Source organism: Streptomyces sp. NPDC050504, assembly GCF_044458065.1.
Classification (GTDB): domain Bacteria; phylum Actinomycetota; class Actinomycetes; order Streptomycetales; family Streptomycetaceae; genus Streptomyces.
In genome coordinates this window covers 1,016,543-1,033,599 of the sequence record NZ_JBITHO010000002.1, presented here as the reverse complement: position 1 = coordinate 1,033,599, position 17,057 = coordinate 1,016,543, and the positions used below count along the sequence as shown (strand labels likewise).

At 74.5% G+C, this 17,057-nt stretch carries 14 protein-coding genes, 1 pseudogene and 1 riboswitch; of the genes and pseudogenes, 5 read left to right on the top strand and 10 right to left on the bottom strand.

All coding sequences use genetic code 11. The annotated features are described in order from the left end of the window. Nucleotides 1–130: 130 nt before the first annotated feature. Nucleotides 131–1,141 carry an LLM class F420-dependent oxidoreductase gene (locus ACIBNE_RS10545; RefSeq protein WP_399271082.1) on the top strand — a complete coding sequence of 337 codons (1,011 nt, stop codon included), beginning with the start codon at nt 131–133 and terminating at the stop codon, nt 1,139–1,141. 144 nt (nt 1,142–1,285) lie between these two features. On the opposite strand, the gene ACIBNE_RS10540 is transcribed toward ACIBNE_RS10545, so the two are convergent. After that, entirely contained in the window at nt 1,286–1,825 is a 540-nt protein-coding gene (locus tag ACIBNE_RS10540; RefSeq protein ID WP_399271081.1) for a hypothetical protein, read from the bottom strand. Nucleotides 1,826–1,943: 118 nt separating this feature from the next. On the opposite strand from ACIBNE_RS10540, the gene ACIBNE_RS10535 reads away from it, so the two are divergent. Then, nucleotides 1,944–2,240 (top strand): hypothetical protein, encoded by a 297-nt coding sequence (locus tag ACIBNE_RS10535; RefSeq protein WP_399271080.1) that lies wholly within the window; start codon nt 1,944–1,946, stop codon nt 2,238–2,240. Here the strand turns inward: ACIBNE_RS10535 and ACIBNE_RS10530 are convergent. The 3 genes from ACIBNE_RS10530 to ACIBNE_RS10520 all read right to left on the bottom strand — a co-directional run bounded on the left by ACIBNE_RS10530 (nt 2,237) and on the right by ACIBNE_RS10520 (nt 5,518). Next, nucleotides 2,237–3,334 (bottom strand): prenyltransferase, encoded by a 1,098-nt coding sequence (locus tag ACIBNE_RS10530; protein WP_399271079.1) that lies wholly within the window; start codon nt 3,332–3,334, stop codon nt 2,237–2,239. The genes ACIBNE_RS10535 and ACIBNE_RS10530 overlap by 4 nt on opposite strands. Continuing rightward, a complete protein-coding gene (locus ACIBNE_RS10525; RefSeq protein ID WP_399271078.1) occupies nt 3,331–4,107 on the bottom strand; it encodes a methyltransferase domain-containing protein in 777 nt (258 codons plus the stop codon). The genes ACIBNE_RS10530 and ACIBNE_RS10525 overlap by 4 nt, the downstream gene beginning before the upstream one ends. A gap of 67 nt (nt 4,108–4,174) precedes the next feature. Continuing rightward, nucleotides 4,175–5,518, bottom strand: coding sequence for a glycosyltransferase family 4 protein (locus ACIBNE_RS10520; RefSeq protein ID WP_399271077.1), 1,344 nt, complete (start codon nt 5,516–5,518; stop codon nt 4,175–4,177). 241 nt (nt 5,519–5,759) lie between these two features. Between ACIBNE_RS10520 and ACIBNE_RS10515 the strand changes: the two genes are divergently transcribed. After that, a complete protein-coding gene (locus tag ACIBNE_RS10515; protein ID WP_399271076.1) occupies nt 5,760–6,380 on the top strand; it encodes a TetR family transcriptional regulator in 621 nt (206 codons plus the stop codon). 254 nt (nt 6,381–6,634) lie between these two features. After that, entirely contained in the window at nt 6,635–7,264 is a 630-nt protein-coding gene (locus tag ACIBNE_RS10510) for a LuxR C-terminal-related transcriptional regulator (RefSeq protein WP_399271075.1), read from the top strand. Between the two features lie 249 nt (nt 7,265–7,513). On the opposite strand, the pseudogene ACIBNE_RS10505 reads toward ACIBNE_RS10510, so the two are convergent. The 6 genes and pseudogenes from ACIBNE_RS10505 to ACIBNE_RS10480 form a co-directional block, all read right to left on the bottom strand. After that, nucleotides 7,514–8,113, bottom strand: a pseudogene (locus tag ACIBNE_RS10505) (ATP-binding cassette domain-containing protein); the annotation flags it as partial. 916 nt (nt 8,114–9,029) lie between these two features. Continuing rightward, nucleotides 9,030–10,820: an ABC transporter transmembrane domain-containing protein gene (locus ACIBNE_RS10500; RefSeq protein WP_399271074.1), complete on the bottom strand. Its 1,791-nt coding sequence runs from the start codon at nt 10,818–10,820 to the stop codon at nt 9,030–9,032. A gap of 142 nt (nt 10,821–10,962) precedes the next feature. Beyond that, nucleotides 10,963–11,097 (bottom strand): SapB/AmfS family lanthipeptide, encoded by a 135-nt coding sequence (locus tag ACIBNE_RS10495; protein ID WP_399271073.1) that lies wholly within the window; start codon nt 11,095–11,097, stop codon nt 10,963–10,965. Nucleotides 11,098–11,194: 97 nt separating this feature from the next. Beyond that, nucleotides 11,195–13,771, bottom strand: coding sequence for a class III lanthionine synthetase LanKC (lanKC, locus tag ACIBNE_RS10490; RefSeq protein WP_399271072.1), 2,577 nt, complete (start codon nt 13,769–13,771; stop codon nt 11,195–11,197). A 125-nt stretch (nt 13,772–13,896) separates the two neighbouring features. After that, on the bottom strand, nt 13,897–14,130 hold the full coding sequence (locus ACIBNE_RS10485; RefSeq protein WP_399271071.1) for a ferredoxin: 234 nt from the start codon (nt 14,128–14,130) through the stop codon (nt 13,897–13,899). Next, on the bottom strand, nt 14,130–15,590 hold the full coding sequence (locus tag ACIBNE_RS10480) for an aldehyde dehydrogenase (RefSeq protein WP_399271070.1): 1,461 nt from the start codon (nt 15,588–15,590) through the stop codon (nt 14,130–14,132). Before ACIBNE_RS10480 ends, ACIBNE_RS10485 begins: the two co-directional genes overlap by 1 nt. A gap of 174 nt (nt 15,591–15,764) precedes the next feature. Here ACIBNE_RS10480 and ACIBNE_RS10475 point away from each other — a divergent pair, with 174 nt between their 5' ends. Then, a complete protein-coding gene (locus tag ACIBNE_RS10475) occupies nt 15,765–16,802 on the top strand; it encodes an MBL fold metallo-hydrolase (protein WP_399271069.1) in 1,038 nt (345 codons plus the stop codon). Between the two features lie 107 nt (nt 16,803–16,909). Beyond that, a riboswitch (cobalamin riboswitch) is annotated at nt 16,910–16,983 on the top strand. Nucleotides 16,984–17,057: the final 74 nt, after the last annotated feature.

The window sequence follows — 17,057 nt, the reverse complement described above, 5'->3', positions numbered from 1 at the left end:
CACAGTCGCACGCGCACCGCGACCGGCCCCCCGCCCCTTCCGGGCGGGGGGCCGTTGTCGTATCGTCACCCGGACGCCGATCTGACGGTTCGTCAACACTCTTGCGCTGCCTCGGTGGAAGGGGTCCGACATGCGGCTGGGACTCGCGCTCGGCTACTGGGGCCGCGGCCCCGACCCCGGCCACCTCGACCTCGCCCGCGAGGCGGAGCGCCTGGGCTACCACTCGGTGTGGACCGCGGAGGCCTGGGGCTCCGACGCGTTCACCCCGCTCGCCTGGATCGCCGCGCACACCTCGCGGATCCGGCTCGGCACCGGCATCGCGCAGATGGCCGCGCGCACCCCGACCGCGACCGCGATGCACGCGCTCACCCTCGACCACCTCTCGGGCGGCCGGATGATGCTGGGGCTCGGGCTGTCCGGGCCGCAGGTCGTCGAGGGCTGGTACGGGCGCCCCTTCCCCGCGTCGCCGCTGACCGCGACGCGGGAGTACGTGGAGGTGGTGCGCCAGGTCCTGCGGCGCGAGGGGCCCGTGGAGCTGGCCGGGCGCTTCCACTCCCACCCGTACCTGGGGCTCGACGGCACCGGCACCGGCAAGCCCCTGAAGCCGATCACGCATCCGCTGCGGGCGGACCTGCCCGTGCTGCTGGGGGCCGAGGGGCCCAGGAACATCGCCCAGACCGTGCGGATCGCCGACGGATGGCTGCCGCTGTACTGGTCCCCGCTGCGGACCGACGTCTACGCGGCGTCGCTGACCGGGCTGCCGCCCGGCTTCATGATCGCGCCGCTCGTGCGGGCCCGGATCTGCGACGACGTCGCGCAGGGGCTGCTGCCCGTCAAGGCGATGCTCGGTTTCTACATCGGCGGGATGGGGCACGCGGCGCGGAACTTCCACGCGGACCTGATGGGACGGATGGGGTACGAGGAGGAGGCGCGGCGCATCCAGGAGCTGTTCCTCGCGGGGCGGCGGGAGGAGGCGGTGGCGGCGGTGCCCACCGCTTTCGCCGACGAGATCTCGCTGGTCGGGCCCCGGGGGCGGGTCGCGGAGCGGCTCGCCGCGTGGCGGGCGGGGCCCGTGACGGACCTCCTGGTGACGGCCCCCGACCCCGCGACGCTGCGGGTCCTGGCGGAGCTGAACGGGTGACAGTCTCGCCTGCGGCGGGCCGCACCCCTCCCCGCGCCCCTTTTAGGGGCGCGGGGAACTGCGCGAGAGTGGGGCACACGCGCAACGTGTCCACCGCCCCGCAGGGCCCCCGGAGCCGTACCGGCCCCCGCGAAGCGCGCCGCGCTAGCCCGCGAGCTGGGACACCGACGGGACCTTGTCCGTCACCTCCGCGCCCGCGCTCCGCCCCGCCCCCTTCACCTCGTTGATCACGTTCTCGATCGCACCGACGTCCGCGTCCCCCGCCTCCCCCTTGCGGAACTTCGTGCCCAGGCCCTTCAGCGACTCGATCCCCGCCTCGACCGGCACCAGCGCCTTCGACAGCAGCTCGTCGCCCTTCGCGTTGTTCACCGCCGCCTTCAGCCTGTTGTACGCGAACGTGCCCGCGAGCCCCGCCTTGACCAGGGCGAACTTCTGGCCGTCCGCGCCCTTCTTGAACTTCCCCGCCCGGTACGGCTTCACGATCCACTGGTACGCGGCCCCCGTCGCCAGCCCCGCGTTCGTGACGAAACGGGTCTTCGCGAACTTCTGGGCCTCGGCGGAGGTGGAGGGGGAGGCGGTCAGCGCGTTCTGGGTGTCGCCGCCGCACGCCGTGCCCGCCACCAGCAGCGTGCAGGTCAGGAACAGGGCGGGGGCGATGCGGCGCGTACGGGGACTGGGCGGCACGGCGGGGACCTCCGGAGGGGAGCGGCACGGGCCGCCAGCCTCACCCGGGCCCCCGCCGCGCGCCACCCGGCGCGGGCCGTGCGGGTTTCGGCCGCCCTCCCCTGGCTACCCGGACCCCATGGACCGTAAGTCGCACCGCAGCGGAAGCAACCAGGCCGCGACCCTCGTCGCCGTCGTCGCCGACGTCCTCGCAGTGATCATCGGGCTGTGGATCCTGATGTACCTGCTGGACGCGAACCGGGCCAACGACCTCGTGTCCTTCGTCCAGGACGCGGCGCGCTGGCTCGCGGGCTGGTCGTACGACCTGTTCACGTTCGACGAGGCGTGGGCGCGCGTGGTCGCCGGGTACGGGCTCGCCGCCGTCGTGTACCTGTTCGTCGGCCACGCCGTCGCCAACCGGCTGCGCCGCTACTAGGTCGCGTCGGGGCCCGTCGGGCAGCACCCCGGGGCCGCCAGGCCCCTCGGCAGGCGTTCCCCGCCGAACACCGCGACCGTCGCCTCGTCGCCGCCGAGCGCCGCCACCGCGAGGAGCAGCGAGCCCGCCGTCCAGGTGGTCAGCTCCTCGGGCCAGATCGCCCGGTCGCCCTCGAAGACGTAGCCCGTCCAGTACATGCCGCCGTCCCGCGCGCGCAGGTGCTGGACGGACTGGAGGATCTCCAGGGCCCGGTCCGACTCGCCCATCGCCCAGAGCGCGAGCGCCAGTTCGCAGCTCTCGCCGCCGGTGACCCACGGGTTGGGCAGGACGCAGCGCACCCCGAGGCCGGGGACGACGAAGTCCTCCCAGTGCTCCTCGATGCGGGCCTTGGCCTCCGGGCCGGTGAGCGCGCCGCCGAGGACGGGGTAGTACCAGTCCATCGAGTAGCGGCTCTTGTCGAGGAAGCGCTCGGGGTGGCTGCGGATCGCGTGGGCGAGCGCGCCGGTGGCCAGCTCCCAGTCGGGCTGCGGCTCCTCGCGCAGCTCGGCCAGCGCGAGCGCGCAGCGCAGCGCCTGGTGGACGGAGGAACTGCCGGTCAGCAGCGCGTCGGTCACGGCCGTGCCGTCCTCCTCGCGCTTCCAGCCGATCTGCCCGCCGGGCTGCTGGAGGGCGAGGACGAATGCGATCGCGGCGCGCACGACGGGCCACATGCGGTCGGCGAACGCGTCGTCGCCGGTGGCGAGGTAGTGGTGCCAGACGCCGACGGCGACGTACGCGCAGAAGTTGGTCTCGCGGCCCCGGTCGGTGACGTCGTCCGGGTCGCCGTCGCGGTAGGCGGCGTACCAGGAGCCGTCGGCGTTCTGGTGGGCGGCCAGCCACGCGTAGGCGCGGGCGGCGGCCTCGTGCTCGCCCGCCGCGTCCAGGGCCATCGCGGCCTCGGTGTGGTCCCACGGGTCGAGGTGGTGGCCCCTGAACCAGGGGATGGCGCCGTCCGCGCGCTGGACGGCGAGGATGCCCTCGACCGTCTCGCGGGCCTGACGGTCCGTCAGGACACCGGGCAGGACGAGGTGTTCGGTGCGTCCGGGGCTCGTCACGCCTCGGCCCCGGCCTTCGACCCGACCTTCGCCCCGGCCTCGTCCCGCGACAGCGCGGGCAGGTGCGGCTTGGTCGCGTACGCCACGAAGCTCTTGCCGATCAGCGGGTTGAGCGCCTGCTCGGCGAGCTTGGTCGCCAGCGGCTTCTTCATGATGTCCCAGACCAGCAGCTTGTGGTACGCGCGGACGGGCAGCGCCTTGTCGTTGTCCACGCCGAAGGCGCACTTGAGCCACCAGTACGGGGAGTGCAGCGCGTGCGCGTGGTGGGTGCCGTACGGCTTGAGCCCGGCCTGTTCCATCTTGGCGAGGAGTTCGTCCGCCCGGTAGATGCGGATGTGGCCGCCCTCGACCTCGTGGTAGGCGTCGGAGAGCGTCCAGCAGACCTTCTCGGGGCCGTAGCGCGGGACGGTGACGGCGATGCGGCCGCCGGGCTTGAGCACCCGGACCATCTCGGCGAGCACGCCCTTGTCGTCGGGGATGTGCTCCATCACCTCGGAGATGATGACGACGTCGAAGGACTCGTCGGGGAAGGGCAGGTTGAGGGCGTCGCCCTCCATGGCGGTGGCGGTGGCGCCCTCGGGGGCCTCGCCCGCCTCCTTCATCGCGGCGAACCACTTGGCGACCTCGCGGATCTCCTCGCCGTTCTGGTCGAGGGCCACGACCCGCGCGCCGCGCCGGTAGCACTCGAAGGCGTGCCGCCCCGCGCCGCAGCCGAGGTCCAGGACGCGGTCGCCCGCGGCGAGCGGGAAGCGGGAGAAGTCGACGGTCAGCACGGGGTCTGCCCTTCCGGGTGGGTTGCGGTGCCCCGGGGCGGGGCGGGACTGCGGGTGGTGCGCGCGGTCACTCGGCGGACCCCTCGGCCCGCCCGGTCCGCGCACCCGCGATGGCCTCGCGGTACAGCTCGGCCGTGCCCTGCGCGGCCTTCGCCCAGGTGAAGCGGGCGAGGACGCGTTCGCGGCCGGCCGCGCCGAGGCGGGCGCGCAGTTCGGCGTCGCCCAGCAGGCGGCCGAGCGCGGCGGCCAGCGCCCCGGAGTCGCCCGGCGGCACGGCCAGGCAGGTCTCGCCGTCGGCGCCGGTGACCTCGGGGATCGCCCCGCCCGTGGTGGCGACCAGCGGGGTGCCGGTGGCCATCGCCTCGGCCGCGGGCAGCGAGAAGCCCTCGTAGAGGGAGGGGACGCAGGAGATCTGGGCGCCGCGCACGAGGTCGACCAGTTCCTGGTCGGTGATGCCCTTGACGAACTCGACGGCGCCTTCGAGCCCGTACTTCTCGATCGCCTGCGCGACGGGACCGTGCTCGGCGCGCTTGCCGACGACGACCAGGTGCGCGTCGGGGCGCTCGGTGCGCAGCTTCGCCAGCGCCTCGACGAGGTGGACGAGGCCCTTGAGCGGGACGTCGGCGCTTGAGGTGGTGACGATGCGGCCCGGCACCTCGGGCACCGAGGGGTCGGGCGACCACAGGTCGGTGTCGGCGCCGATGTGCACGACGCGGATGCGCTCGGGGCGCACGCCGAGGTGTTCCACGATCTCCCGCTCGGAGGAGCCCGAGACGGTCAGCACCGAGGACAGTCTGCGCGCGACGCGCTTCTGCATGCGCGTGAAGCCGTACCAGCGGCGCACGGAGGCGCGCTTCTTGCGGTCGGGCGCGGCGTCCAGCTCCAACTGCCGGTCGACGGTGATCGGATGGTGGATGGTGGTGACCAGGGGCGCGCCGAGGTCGGCCAGGAGGCCGTAGCCGAGGGTCTGGTTGTCGTGGATCACGTCGAACTCGCCGCGCCTGGCGGCGAGGTGGCGCCGGGCCCGCAGCGAGTAGGTGAGCGGCTCGGGGAAGCCGCCGGTCCACATCGTGGCGACTTCGAGCGCGTCGATCCAGTCCCGGTACTCCTCGCGCTTCGGCGTGCGGAAGGGGTCGGGCGAGCGGTAGAGGTCGAGGCTGGGCAGCTCGGTGAGGGGGACGCCCTCGTCAAGGACGGGGTAGGGCTGGGAGCCGATGACCTCGACGCTGTGCCCGAGGCGGGCGAGTTCGCGGGAGAGGTGGCGGACGTAGACGCCCTGGCCGCCGCAGAACGGGTTCCCCTTGTACGTGAGGAGCGCGATGCGCAGCGGTCCTCCGCCGTCGGGGGCCCCGGGGGCCCGTCGTGCGTCGGACCCCGCGCGGGGGCTCGCCTCCATGGCCTCAGCGGTCACACTCGGCCCCCTTCATCACTGCTCTTTCATCGGAGCACACCGGAGCGTAACCGCTGGCGCTAACCTAGAACAAGTTTCAGTATCGATCGTTCGACGAGCTTTGAATCTACCGGCAGGTAGCGGCATCGCAAGCGGCAGGATCAGGTGATTCGCGCCACGGCACGGGCCCTGCCATGCTGTGCCGCTCGGGGGCGCCACACCCCCATCCTCTTTCAGGACAAAAGCTAAGGGATGGGACGCGATGACAGCGGAGATCAAGCCGGCCACCGCTCCACTGACGGAGCGTCAGGAGGCGCGCCGCCGCCGGATCCTGCACGCCAGTGCGCAGCTCGCGAGCCGGGGCGGGTTCGACGCCGTGCAGATGCGCGAGGTCGCCGAGGTGTCGTCGGTCGCGCTCGGCACGCTGTACCGCTACTTCCCCTCCAAGGTGCACCTGCTGGTCGCCACCATGCAGGACCAGCTGCACCACATGCACACCACGCTGCGCAAGCGCCCGCCGGGCTCCGAGAGCGCCGCCGAGCGGGTCGCCGAGACCCTGATGCGGGCGTTCCGCGCGCTCCAGCGCGAGCCGCACCTGGCCGACGCGATGGTGCGCGCGCTGACCTTCGCGGACCGCAGCGTGAGCCCCGAGGTGGACACCGTCTCCCGGCAGACGACCGCGATCATCCTGGACGCGATGGGCCTCGAAGGGCCGCCCACCCCGGAGCAGCTGTCGGCGGTCCGGGTGATCGAGCACACCTGGCACTCCGCGCTGATCACCTGGCTGTCGGGGCGGGCCTCGATCGCACAAGTGAAGATCGACATCGAGACGGTGTGCCGGCTGATCGATCTGACGACGCCGGAGGCCGGACCCGCCGACTGACTCCGGCGGATCCCGCGGCCGCCGTCCCGCGCTCCCGGGGCGCGCGTGCCCGCGTCACGGTCCGACCTGGTCGTGTGCCCCGGCGGGGGGCGCCCAATCCTGGGTTGTGCACAGGTTGCCCGTGCGCCGGGGCGTGCGCCCCCCTTGCCACTCGTTGGCCGGTTCTACCCGCTCATGACGCGCACTCTCCGGATAGGAATAGTCACGTGCTGAACAAGGTAATCGGTAGGCGGGGAGCTTGAGGGGGCAGGACGTTGACCCGGGTACTTCTGGTGCACGACGCTTCGCTACTGCGAGCGGCGCTCGCGGAACGGATAGCGCGTGAACCGGACCTCGACGTGTTCCACACGGTCTGGAGCAGAGCGGCCGCCCTGGCCCGCACGCTGCGGCCCGACATATACGCCGTGGACCTCGACTCCACGGACACGTACGGCATAGCGCCGCTGGGCGAGCTGCCGGTGCGCGAGCCGTGCGCGAAGCGCGGCGGCGCGCGCTGCGACGGCGGCGCGCTGCTCGTCCTCACCGCCGCGAACCGGCCAGGACCGCTGCGGCGCGCGGTCGAGGCGCACGCGCTGGGCTACGTCGACACGGCGGGCACGCCCGAGCAGCTGATCACCGCCATACGGCAGGTCGCCAGGGGCGAGCGCTTCATCGACGAGTCACTGGGCTTCGGCTTCCTGCGGGCGGCCCAGATGCCGCTCACCCAACGCGAACTGAGCGTCCTCACGCTCGCCGCCGAGGGCGCCACCATCGCCGACATCGCCCGTCGGCTGCACCTCTCCAACGGGACGGTGCGCAACTACATGGCGGCCATCACCCGCAAGACCGGCGCCCGCAACCGCGTCGACGCCATCCGGATCTCGCAGGGCGAGGGCTGGCTCTGACGCACGGTCCCGGGCCGGGCCACCCACCGGCTCGCCGTGTCCCGTCAACTCCCGGTAGAAGGCCGACCGCGCCAGCAGCTCCGCGTGGCCGCCGCGTTCCGCGCGCGCCCCGTCCATCAGGAGCACCCGGTCGGCCCGCCGCGCGGACGCGATCCGGTGCGCGATCACCACCAGGGTGCCGGGGCGCTCGCGGAACGCCAGCTCCGCCCGCTCCTCGGCCGCCGGGTCCAGGTGGCAGGTCGCCTCGTCCAGCAGGACCAGCGGGGCGGGCGAGAGGTGCGCCCTGGCGAGCGCGACGAGCTGCCGCTCCCCCGCCGAGAGGGCGGCCGGGTCGAGGGGCGCGTCCAGGCCACCGGCGCGGCGCACCAGCGCACCGGCGCCGACCGCTTCGGCCGAGGCGAGCACTACGGCGTCCGGCGGCGGCTCCGGGCAGTGGTGGACGAGGTTCGCGCGGACGGACGCGGTGAAGACGTACGCCTCCTGCGGTACGAGCACCCGCGCGTCCCGGATCGTCACCGCGCCGGAATCCGGCCGCAGGACGCCGGCGATCAGTGCGGCCAAAGTGGACTTGCCGATACCGCTCGGCCCGGCGACGGCGAGGTGCCCGCCGACGGGCACGTCGAGGTCGAGCCCGTCGACGACGGGCGCGGCGCCCTTCCCGTACGCGAAGGTGACGGCCCGGAGGCGGACGGCGGGGGCGCTTTCCGATGACTCGGGAGGTTCGGGGGGCCCGGGGGACCCGGGGGGCGTACGGGGCGCGGTTCCCCGGGGCTCCGGGGCCGCTTCCGCGGTTACGGCTCCGAAGGGGGTCGCCGCCGGGTCGGGGAGCCGCTCCAGGCGGCGCAGCACCACCGCGAGGCGGGCGCCCGAGCCGCCGATGCCCTCCACCAGGGACTGGAGCGCGGGCAGCAGCGACTGCGTCAGGTACGCCAGCGCGCCCACCAGCGCCCCCGCGCTCACCCCGTGGTCGAGCAGCCACGGCGCGGCGACCAGCAGCAGGACCACCGGGAGCCGTCCGCCGACGCCGACCGCCAGGTCGCGCACGGTGCCCCAGCGGGCCAGCGCACGCGCCGCGCGGTACTCCGCGCCGATCACCCGCTCCGCGTCCGCCGCCACCGCGTCCTCGGCCCCGGCGGCCCTGACGTCCCGCAGCCCCGCCGCCGCGCCGCCCACTCCCGCGGCGACGGCCTCGTCCGCGACGAGGAAGTCCTCCTGCCTGCGGGCCAGGGGGCGCAGCGTCAGCAGAAACAGCGCGAGCCCCGCGGCGAGCGGCGGCAGGACCACGGCGAGCAGCGCGGGCGCCAGCGCGAGGAGCCCGGCGAGCGCGCCGACAGCCGTGAACACGAAGGTCCTGGAGACCAGGACGAGCCCGGCGAAGGTGTCCCTGGCGATCTCCACCTGGTGGGTGAGGCGCGAGACGGCCGCGTCGCCGCCCTCCGCGAGCGCGCGCCGCACCACGCGGTGCACCAGCTCGTCGCGCACGGGCTCCACCAGTTCGGCGACCGCGCGGTAGACCCGGCCCGTGCCCAGCGCCCCCGCGAGGACCGCGGCGGCAGCGGCGGCGAGCCAGCCGAGCCCGACGCCGACCCGGCCCGGCACGAAGCCGTCGTCCAGGGCGCGTGCGATGGCGTACCCGAGCAGGAAGGTCTGCCCGGCCTCCAGCACGGACCAGCCGGCGAGCCGCGCCAGGACCCGCCGCCGCCCGCGCAGCAACCGCACCCGCCCGCCCCTGTCGGCGCCCCCGCCCACGCCCGCGCCCACGTCCTCACCCACGCCGCGTCCCCTCCACGGGGCCCGCGCCCGCCTCGTTCCCCGTCCCGTTCCCCGTCCCCGTCCCTGTCCCCGTCTCCGTCCCTGTCCCCGTCTCCGTCCCTGTCCCCGTCTCCGTCCCCGTCCCCGCCTCCGTGCCGAACACCGCGCGGTACCCCGGCTCCCGCCACAGCTCCTCGTGCGTGCCCGTGCCCGCCACCGCGCCCTCCTCCAGCCACACCACCAGGTCCGCCCGCGCCGCCGTCGCCGCGCGGTGGGCGACGATCAGCCGGGTGCCGTGCCGGGCGCCGCCCAGGACCGCGTCGGTGACCTTCGCCTCGGTCGCCGAGTCCAGGCTCGACGTCGCGTCGTCCAGCACGAGCAGCCGCCCCGGGTGGGCGAACGCCCTTGCCAGGCCGAGGCGTTGGGCCTCGCCGCCGGAGAGCGGGGCCGCCTCGCACGGCGTGTCGTACCCCCGGGGCAGCCGTCGCACGAAGTCGTCCGCGCAGGCCGCGCGCGCCGCCGTCCGCAGCGCCGCGTCGCCCGGGGCGTACGCGCCGAGCGCGATCGTGTCCCGGACCGTCGCCCCGAGGAGCGCGGGGCGGGCGAAGGCGTGGCCGACCTCGCGGCGCAGCACGTCCTTGGACAGTTCGGGCAGCGGGACGCCGTCGAGCAGGACGGTGCCGCGCTCGGGGTCCGCGAGCCGCCCCGCAGCCGCCGCGAGCGCGGACTTGCCGCTGCCCGAGCGGCCCACCACGGCGGCGACCGTGCCCCCCGGGATCACCAGGTCCACCGCGCCGGGCCCGCCCACGCCCACCGTACGGAAAGTCAACTCGCCGAACCCGGGAGGCAGTCCGCGCGTCCCGTACGCCATGACGGCCGACTCCTCGACCTCCGCGAGCCTGCGCGCGGCCGCCCTGCCGCGCACCAGCGCGTTGAGGCGGCCGACGAGGACGCCCGTGCCGGTCGCGAGCACCGCGTACCGCCAGGCGGCGAGCATGCCGCCGACGCTCAGCGCCCCTTCGGCGACCCGGCTGCCCGCCACGGCGAGCACCGCGAGCTGGAGCAGCGGCAGCAGGGCGGCGGCCTGGGCGGTGGAGCGGCCGAGCACGTGCCACATCCGCCGTCCCTGGCGGGAGAGTTCGGGGAGGGGCTCGAGGATCCGGGCGGCGTCGCGCTCGGCCGTCCCGGCGGCGACGACGGTGCGCACCCCGCGCACCGCCTCCATCAGGCGCCCGGCGATCTCGCCCTGGGCTGCGAGGTATCCGGCGCTGGACTCGCCCGAGCGGCGCACGAAGACCTTGAGCAGCAGGATCAGCAGCGGGGCGCCCGCGACCAGCACCAGTGCGGTCCAGGCGTCGACGAGGACGAGCGCGACGAGGCCGCCGACCGGGGTGATCACGGCGGCGAGGGCCGCGGCGAGCGCGGTCGGCACGGTCCCGGCCTGGGCGGCGTTGCCGGTGAGCCGGGCGACGATCTCGCCGGGCGGCAGGGTGCCGCTCCCCCGGGCCGGGCCCGCCGCCAGGACGTGCCGCAGGACCCGGCCGCGCAGCCAGGCCGTGCCGCGCGCGTTGGCGGTGCCCGCGACGACCCCTTCGACGGCGCCGAGCGCCATCGCGAGGACGGTCAGCGCGGCGCAGCCGACGAGCCAGGGCCGGGCGTCGGCGTCGCGTCCGGCGAGCAGCAGGTCGAGGGTGCGCCCGAGCAGTGCGGGCAGCGCCAGTCCGACGGCGGCGGTGGCGCAGGTCAGCAGGGCGACGAGGGCGGCGCGCGACGCGCCGTGGCGGACGGTGTCACGCAGCAGCACCGGGCTCTTCGCTCCTCGGGTTCTTCAGGTTCTTCGGGTGCTTCGGGTTCTGCGGTGCTTCGGGTGCTTCGGCGGGAACGGCCGGTGGCCCCGGCCGGGCGGCAGACGCCGCCCGCCCGGGGCCACGGACTTCAGCAGACCGTCAGAGACACAGCAGGTTGCTGTGGGAGCTGTGCTTGTCGCACAGCAGGAGGCTGAGGCTGCTCTCGTCGCCGTGACCACCGCCGCCGCCGTTGGTCTCCGGGACGTCCATCTTCTGAAGGTCGAGAAGGCTCATAGTTCTCTCCTGTTCATGTGGGGACTCGGTGCTTTTCGTCATGTGGTGCCGTACGCCTGGTGGTGGCGCGTACGTCGTGCGGTGTTGCGGTGTTGCGTCAACCCCTCGCGGGGTTGTCCGTGGGGCCGCGGCCCGGCGCAGCCGGGAGCGGCGGGAGGAAGGGCAGTCCGGCTCCGCCGCCGCCCGCGGCGTCGAGCGCCAGCAGGCAACCGGCGGTGCCGGTGGCGAGGTCCATGGAGAGCCGCATCATCTGGTCGCCGGGGAAGGCGAGTTCGTCCTGGTAGCGCATCGCGTACCAGCCGAGCGCGGCGGCCTGCGCGGCCGTCTGCTCGGGCGGCGCGCCGGTGCGCGCCAGGTGCAGGACCATGCCGGCGCGGCCGTTGAAGAGGCCGGGCTGGGCGTAGTAGCGCAGCCGGGCGGCGGGCAGGATCGCCGCCCTGGCCTCGGCCAGTTCCCCGTCGTGCCGGTGGGCGAGGTGGTCGTCGAGCACCGCGCCGATGCCGACGCTGCCCGCGCCCAGGTAGGGCATGCTGCGCGAACCCTCGTCGACGAGGAGCGTGCCCGCGGAGTCGCGGACGCAGCGGGCGAGGTCGCGGCGCAGGAACTCCGCGGCGCGGTCCAGGAGTTCGGGCGCGCCGGTCGACTCGTACAGCCGCAGGAAGAGCAGGGCGGGGCCGCTCGCGCCGCGCAGCAGTCCCGCGCGGCCGCCCAGGGCCGCCGGGGGACGCTCCGCGACGATCCGGGCGGCCTCCGCCGCCGCCTCCCGCCGCCCGAGGCGGTCGAGGACGAGGCCGAGGCCCGCGAGGCCGCCGTGCAGCCCCGAGTCGAGGCGCTGCCACTTCTCGTCGAGGATCCGGTCGACGAGCGCCTGCGCCCGCTCGTGGTGGCCGAGGCCGTCGAGGACGAGGGCGGCTCCGGCGAGGCCGTCGTAGAGGCCGAGCGGGGTGCCGGACGGCGGGGGTTCGGTGTGGTCGACGAGCCACTGCTCGCCGCGTTCGTAGCGGGTGCCGGTCTGGGCGAGCGCGTACAGGACTCCGGCGGCGCCGTGGGCGAGGCCGAGGCCGCCGCCGTCGGCGAACTGGGCGACGTCGCCCGGGAAGAGCCGGTCGTCGCGCTCGGGGGTGGCGGAGGCGAGGATCGCCCTGACCATGGACTCGCGCCCGCCGGGGCGCTCGTCGGGCCGTACGGAGAGGTAGGGCCCGGGGCGCGCGGCGGCGGTGCCCGCGGGGCCGCCCTCGCCCGCGCCGCCCCCGATGACCTCCACGGCCTGGGCGAGGAAGCCGTCCGGCAGGCCGGGGAAGAGTTCCTCCGCGACCTCGGCGAGGTGGGCCGCCTTCGTCCGGTCCACGGCGAGCAGGGTCGTCATGGGGACGAAGAGGGCGAGCCGCAGACAGGCGAGCGCGTAGCGGTCCACGTCGAAGCCCTCGCGGTCCCCCGGTGCCACGAAGCCCGGGTGGGCCATCGCCTGTCCGCGGTGCTCTGCGACCGGGATCGCCGCCTCGAAGTCGAGGAGGCGCACGGTCCGTTCGTCGGGGGAGACCATGATGTTGAACATGTGCAGGTCGTTGAAGACCAGCCCGCGGCCGTGGACGGCGGCGACCGCCTCTTCCACGGCCCCGAGTATCCGCAGCGCCCACTCGGTGTAGTCGGCGACCTTCTTCGGGTCGGGTTCGACGGCGAGCAGCGGGTGGCGGCGGGCGAAGAACGAGTTGAGCGGGCTGCCCTCCAGGAACTCCATCACCAGGAAGGAGTGGTCGCCGAGGGTGAACCAGTCGCGCGGCTCGGGCGCGACGCCGAGCCCGGCCAGGGTCTCAAGGGCGGCGCGCTCGCGGCCGAGCCTGGTGACCGCGTCGGCGCCGTCCGCGGCGAGCCCGGCGTGCGGGCGGGCCTCCTTGAGGACGACCTGTTCGCCGGTGCGGGTGTCGGTGCCCGCGTAGACGCCGCCGCCGTTGGAGAAGTGCAGGGCGCGCTCGATGCGGTACGGGAGGTCCTGGACGGTCGTGGCGTTGCGGGCGGCGAGCTGCGGGGCCAGGAAGTCGGGGAGGGTCACCCAGTCGGGGACCTGGAAGACGGGGTCCCTGCGGTCGGGGACAAGCGTGCCGTCCGCGTTCTCGATCGCGGGCACCAGCGTGCCGTCGGGGCCGACGCAGTGGCGCTTGGCGAAGCCTCCGTACCGTACGTACAGCGGCCCCTGCTCCCAGCGCAGGTCGGTGAGGATGTACGGGCCCGCCTCGCCGGCGAGCAGCGCGCCGAGCTCTTCGAGGATCGTGCGCAGCTCGGTCTCGTCGAGCGGGTAGATCGTGGCGAACTTGCCGCTGGAGCCGCGCCCGGCGTACTTGGAGTTGCGCAGGTGCAGCGGCTGGCGGCCCGGCACGAACTTGAACGGGATCCGGCGCTCGACGCAGTAGTCCCAGACCTTGGCGCCGGTCTTCTCGGCGTTGTCCAGACAGGCGGAGACGTGGATCTTCCAGCCCTGGCGGGGGCGGGCGACGCCGTCGGGGCTGTAGTGCAGCCAGTCCCCCGACATGAAGCGCTGCCAGCCCTCGGGCGCGGGCCTGCCCGCCGCTTCGAAGAGCGGGACGGAGCGGCCCTGGCGGGCGGCGGAGGACAGGCGGTCCGGGGTCTCGTAGAACTGCCTGTCCGCCAGACAGAAGACCTCGTACCGCTTGTCCATGGTGTGTCCCCCCTCGACGGCGTGGCGTTGAGATTTCCACGCGGCGAGGGGGGCGGCACAGTCACGGCTGTCACGAGGTCACCGTGCAGTACGCACACGTCAACCTCTGTTCGAATAAGAGGAGTTCACTCCTCCGGAGGGAAGACGGGCTCGCCGGATCCGAGCAGGCTGATGGCGATCGCCTCGACCGGGCAGCCCTCGGCGGCGGCGAGGATCCGCTCGTTGGCGTCGGTGTCGGGTTCGACGGGTACGGACTGCCGCGCGGCGTCGAGCCGGAAGCCGTCCGGGGCGTGGCCCGCGCAGGCCCCGGAGCCGACGCAGACGCTCCGGTCGACCTCGACGTGCCAGCGGTCGCCCATCAGGCCCCCTCGTACCCGGCGGGGAGGTGGATCATCTTGTGCTCCAGGTACTCGCCGTAGCCCTCGGGGCCGAACTCCCGCCCGATGCCGGAGTTCTTGTAGCCGCCGAAGGGCCCGAGCATGTCGACGCTGAAGGTGTTCACGGAGAACGTGCCGGTGCGCACGCGGCGCGCGACGTCGATGCCGCGTTCGGTGTCGGCGGTCCATACGCTGCCGCTGAGGCCGTACTCGGAGTCGTCGGCGATGCGCACCGCCTCGTCCTCGTCGTCGTAGGGCAGGAGGCAGACGACGGGGCCGAAGATCTCCTCGCGGGCGATGCGCATGGAGTTGTCGACGCCGCCGAAGAGGGTCGGCTCGACGTACCAGCCGTGCTCCAGGTGGGCCGGGCGGCCGCCGCCCGCGACGATCTTGGCGCCCTCCTCCTGGCCGATGCGGATGTAGTCGAGGGAGCGGCGCTGCTGGCGTTCGGCGACCAGCGGGCCCAGTCCGGTCTCCGCGTCGAGCGGGTCGCCGATCTTGAGCGCGGCCGCCTCGGCGGCGAAGGCCTCGGCGTACTCGTCGTGGCGGGCGCGCGGCACGAGGATCCGGGTCTGGGCCACGCACGCCTGGCCGTTGAGCATCCAGGCCCAGGGGGCGACGCCCTTGACCGCGGTCTCCAGGTCCGCGTCGGGCAGGATCACGGCGGCCGACTTGCCGCCCAGCTCCAGGGTGACCCGGGAGAGGTTGCGGGCGGCGACCTCCATGACGCGCCTGCCCGCCGCGACGGAGCCGGTGAAGGAGACCTTGTCGACGCCCGGGTGGCCGACCAGGTACTCGCTGACCTCCCGGTCGGCCGGGAGGATCGACAGGACGCCGTCGGGCAGCCCGGCCTCGCGGCAGATGTCGGCCAGGACGTAGGAGTCGAGCGGGGTCTCGGGCGACACCTTGAGGACGGCGGTGCAGCCGGCGAGGAGCGCGGGCGCGAGCTTGGCCGCCGCGGTGAACTGCGGGACGTTCCACGGCACGACGGCCGCGACGACTCCGACGGGCTCGCGGCGCACCAGGAGCGGGCCCAGCGCGCCGGCCCGCCGCTCCTCGTACGGGAAGTCGCGGGCGATGGCGAGGTTGGCGTCCCAGACCATCAGCGCGGCGAGCGCCTGCATCATGACGCTCGTGGTGTACGGGGTGCCGTTCTGGGCGCTGATCGTGCGGGCCAGCTCCTCGTGGCGGGCGCCGATCGCGTCCTTGACGCGGGTGACGACGGCCAGCCGTTCCTCCAGGGAGGCCCGGGGCCAGGGGCCTTCGTCGAAGGCCGTGCGCGCGGCGGCGACGGCGCGGTCGACGTCGGCGCGCGAGGCGTGCGGGACGCGGCCGACGGGCCGTCCGGTGTGGGGCGAGATCACCTCGATGACGTCCGTGCCGAGCGGGTCGGTCATCCGGCCGCCGATGAAAAGCTTTCCGTGTTCCACGAGCTCGGTCATGGCTGAAGCCCCTCCTGACGCCGTTTCAGAACTGATACCAGTTCTACTTCCCATCGGGAAGGGGTGCGCATCCGCCACGAACGGCTACAGACGGAGCTGGAGTTGACGGCGTGCGCGGTGGATACTGAAACCTGTTCCATTCCTTGGCCGGGCCCTCACGGAAGCGGGGAACGCATGACGCGGACGACCGACCACGGCGGGGGCGTCTGGTCCATCGGGGTTCCCATCCCGGACAATCCGCTCGGCCACACGCTGGTGTACGTCGTCGACACCGACCGGGGCCCCGTCCTCATCGACACCGGCTGGGACGACCCGTCGTCCTGGGACGCGCTCTCGGCGGGCCTGGCCGCGCTCGGCCTGGCGGTCCGGGACGTCCACGGCGTGGTCCTCACCCACCACCACCCCGACCACCACGGCCTCTCGGGGCAGGTGCGCGAGGCGTCGGGCGCGTGGCTCGCCATGCACCCGGCCGACATCGAGGTCGTGCGCCGCACCCGGGGCGCCGAGCCCCGCGTCTGGCTCGACTACCTCGTGCGCAAGCTCGCCTCGGTCGGCGCGCCCGACGACCACCTGGGGCCGCTGCGCGCCGCCAGGGACTCCGGCCGCGCCCGCTCCCTGCCGGGGCTCGGGGCCGCCCTGCCGGACCGGGACGTCGTCCCGGGCGAACTGCTGCCGCTGGCCGGGCGGCGGCTGCGCGCGGTCTGGACGCCGGGCCACACCCCGGGCCACGTCTGCCTGCACCTGGAGGAGGCGCACCCGGCGGCGCTGCCCGGCAACGGCAGGCTGTTCTCCGGCGACCACCTGCTGCCCGGGATCAGCCCGCACATCGGCCTGTACGAGGACCCGGACGACACCGCGGTCACCGATCCCCTCGCCGACTACGTGGACTCCCTCGAACGCATCGGCCGCCTCGGCGCCGCCGAAGTCCTCCCCGCGCACCAGCACGCCTTCACCCGTCCGGCCGACCGGGTCCGCGACCTCCTCGCCCACCACGAGGAGCGCCTGGCCGAACTGCTCGCCCTGCTCGCGGTCCCGCTCACCCCCTGGCAGGCCGCCGAGCGGATGACCTGGAACCGCCCCTGGGCCGAGATCGCGCCCGCCTCGCGGAACATCGCGGTCTCGGAGGCGGAGGCGCACCTGCGGCGCCTGGTGAAGCTGGGGCGCGCGGAGCCGGTGCACGGCATGGAGCCGGTGGCGTACGCGGCGGTGTGAGCGGCGGCGCGGACGGCACCGTGGGCCGCGCTGCGGGCGGCGCTCCGCCCGAGGGGCCCGGCGACACCGCCCCCGGTAGAGTGTGCGAGTCGTCATCATGCCCGTACAGGGAGAAGCCGGTGTAAATCCGGCGCTGACCCGCAGCCGTGAGCGTGCCCCCGGGCACACAGCCGGAACGCCCTGGCCGACATGACCGGCACCGTCGAGGAATACGGAGCCGGAGCCCGGTCTCGCCCGCCGCCCCGTGCGCGGACG

Excerpts from the sequence above, each read along its gene's own strand:
- ACIBNE_RS10475 (WP_399271069.1), top strand. The coding sequence starts at position 15,765 with ATGACGCGGACGACCGACCACGGCGGGGGCGTCTGGTCCATCGGGGTT.
- ACIBNE_RS10515 (WP_399271076.1), top strand. The coding sequence starts at position 5,760 with ATGACAGCGGAGATCAAGCCGGCCACCGCTCCACTGACGGAGCGTCAG.
- ACIBNE_RS10535 (WP_399271080.1), top strand. The coding sequence starts at position 1,944 with ATGGACCGTAAGTCGCACCGCAGCGGAAGCAACCAGGCCGCGACCCTC.
- ACIBNE_RS10495 (WP_399271073.1), bottom strand. The coding sequence starts at position 11,097 with ATGAGCCTTCTCGACCTTCAGAAGATGGACGTCCCGGAGACCAACGGC.
- lanKC (WP_399271072.1), bottom strand. The coding sequence starts at position 13,771 with ATGGACAAGCGGTACGAGGTCTTCTGTCTGGCGGACAGGCAGTTCTAC.
- ACIBNE_RS10545 (WP_399271082.1), top strand. The coding sequence starts at position 131 with ATGCGGCTGGGACTCGCGCTCGGCTACTGGGGCCGCGGCCCCGACCCC.
- ACIBNE_RS10480 (WP_399271070.1), bottom strand. The coding sequence starts at position 15,590 with ATGACCGAGCTCGTGGAACACGGAAAGCTTTTCATCGGCGGCCGGATG.
- ACIBNE_RS10485 (WP_399271071.1), bottom strand. The coding sequence starts at position 14,130 with ATGGGCGACCGCTGGCACGTCGAGGTCGACCGGAGCGTCTGCGTCGGC.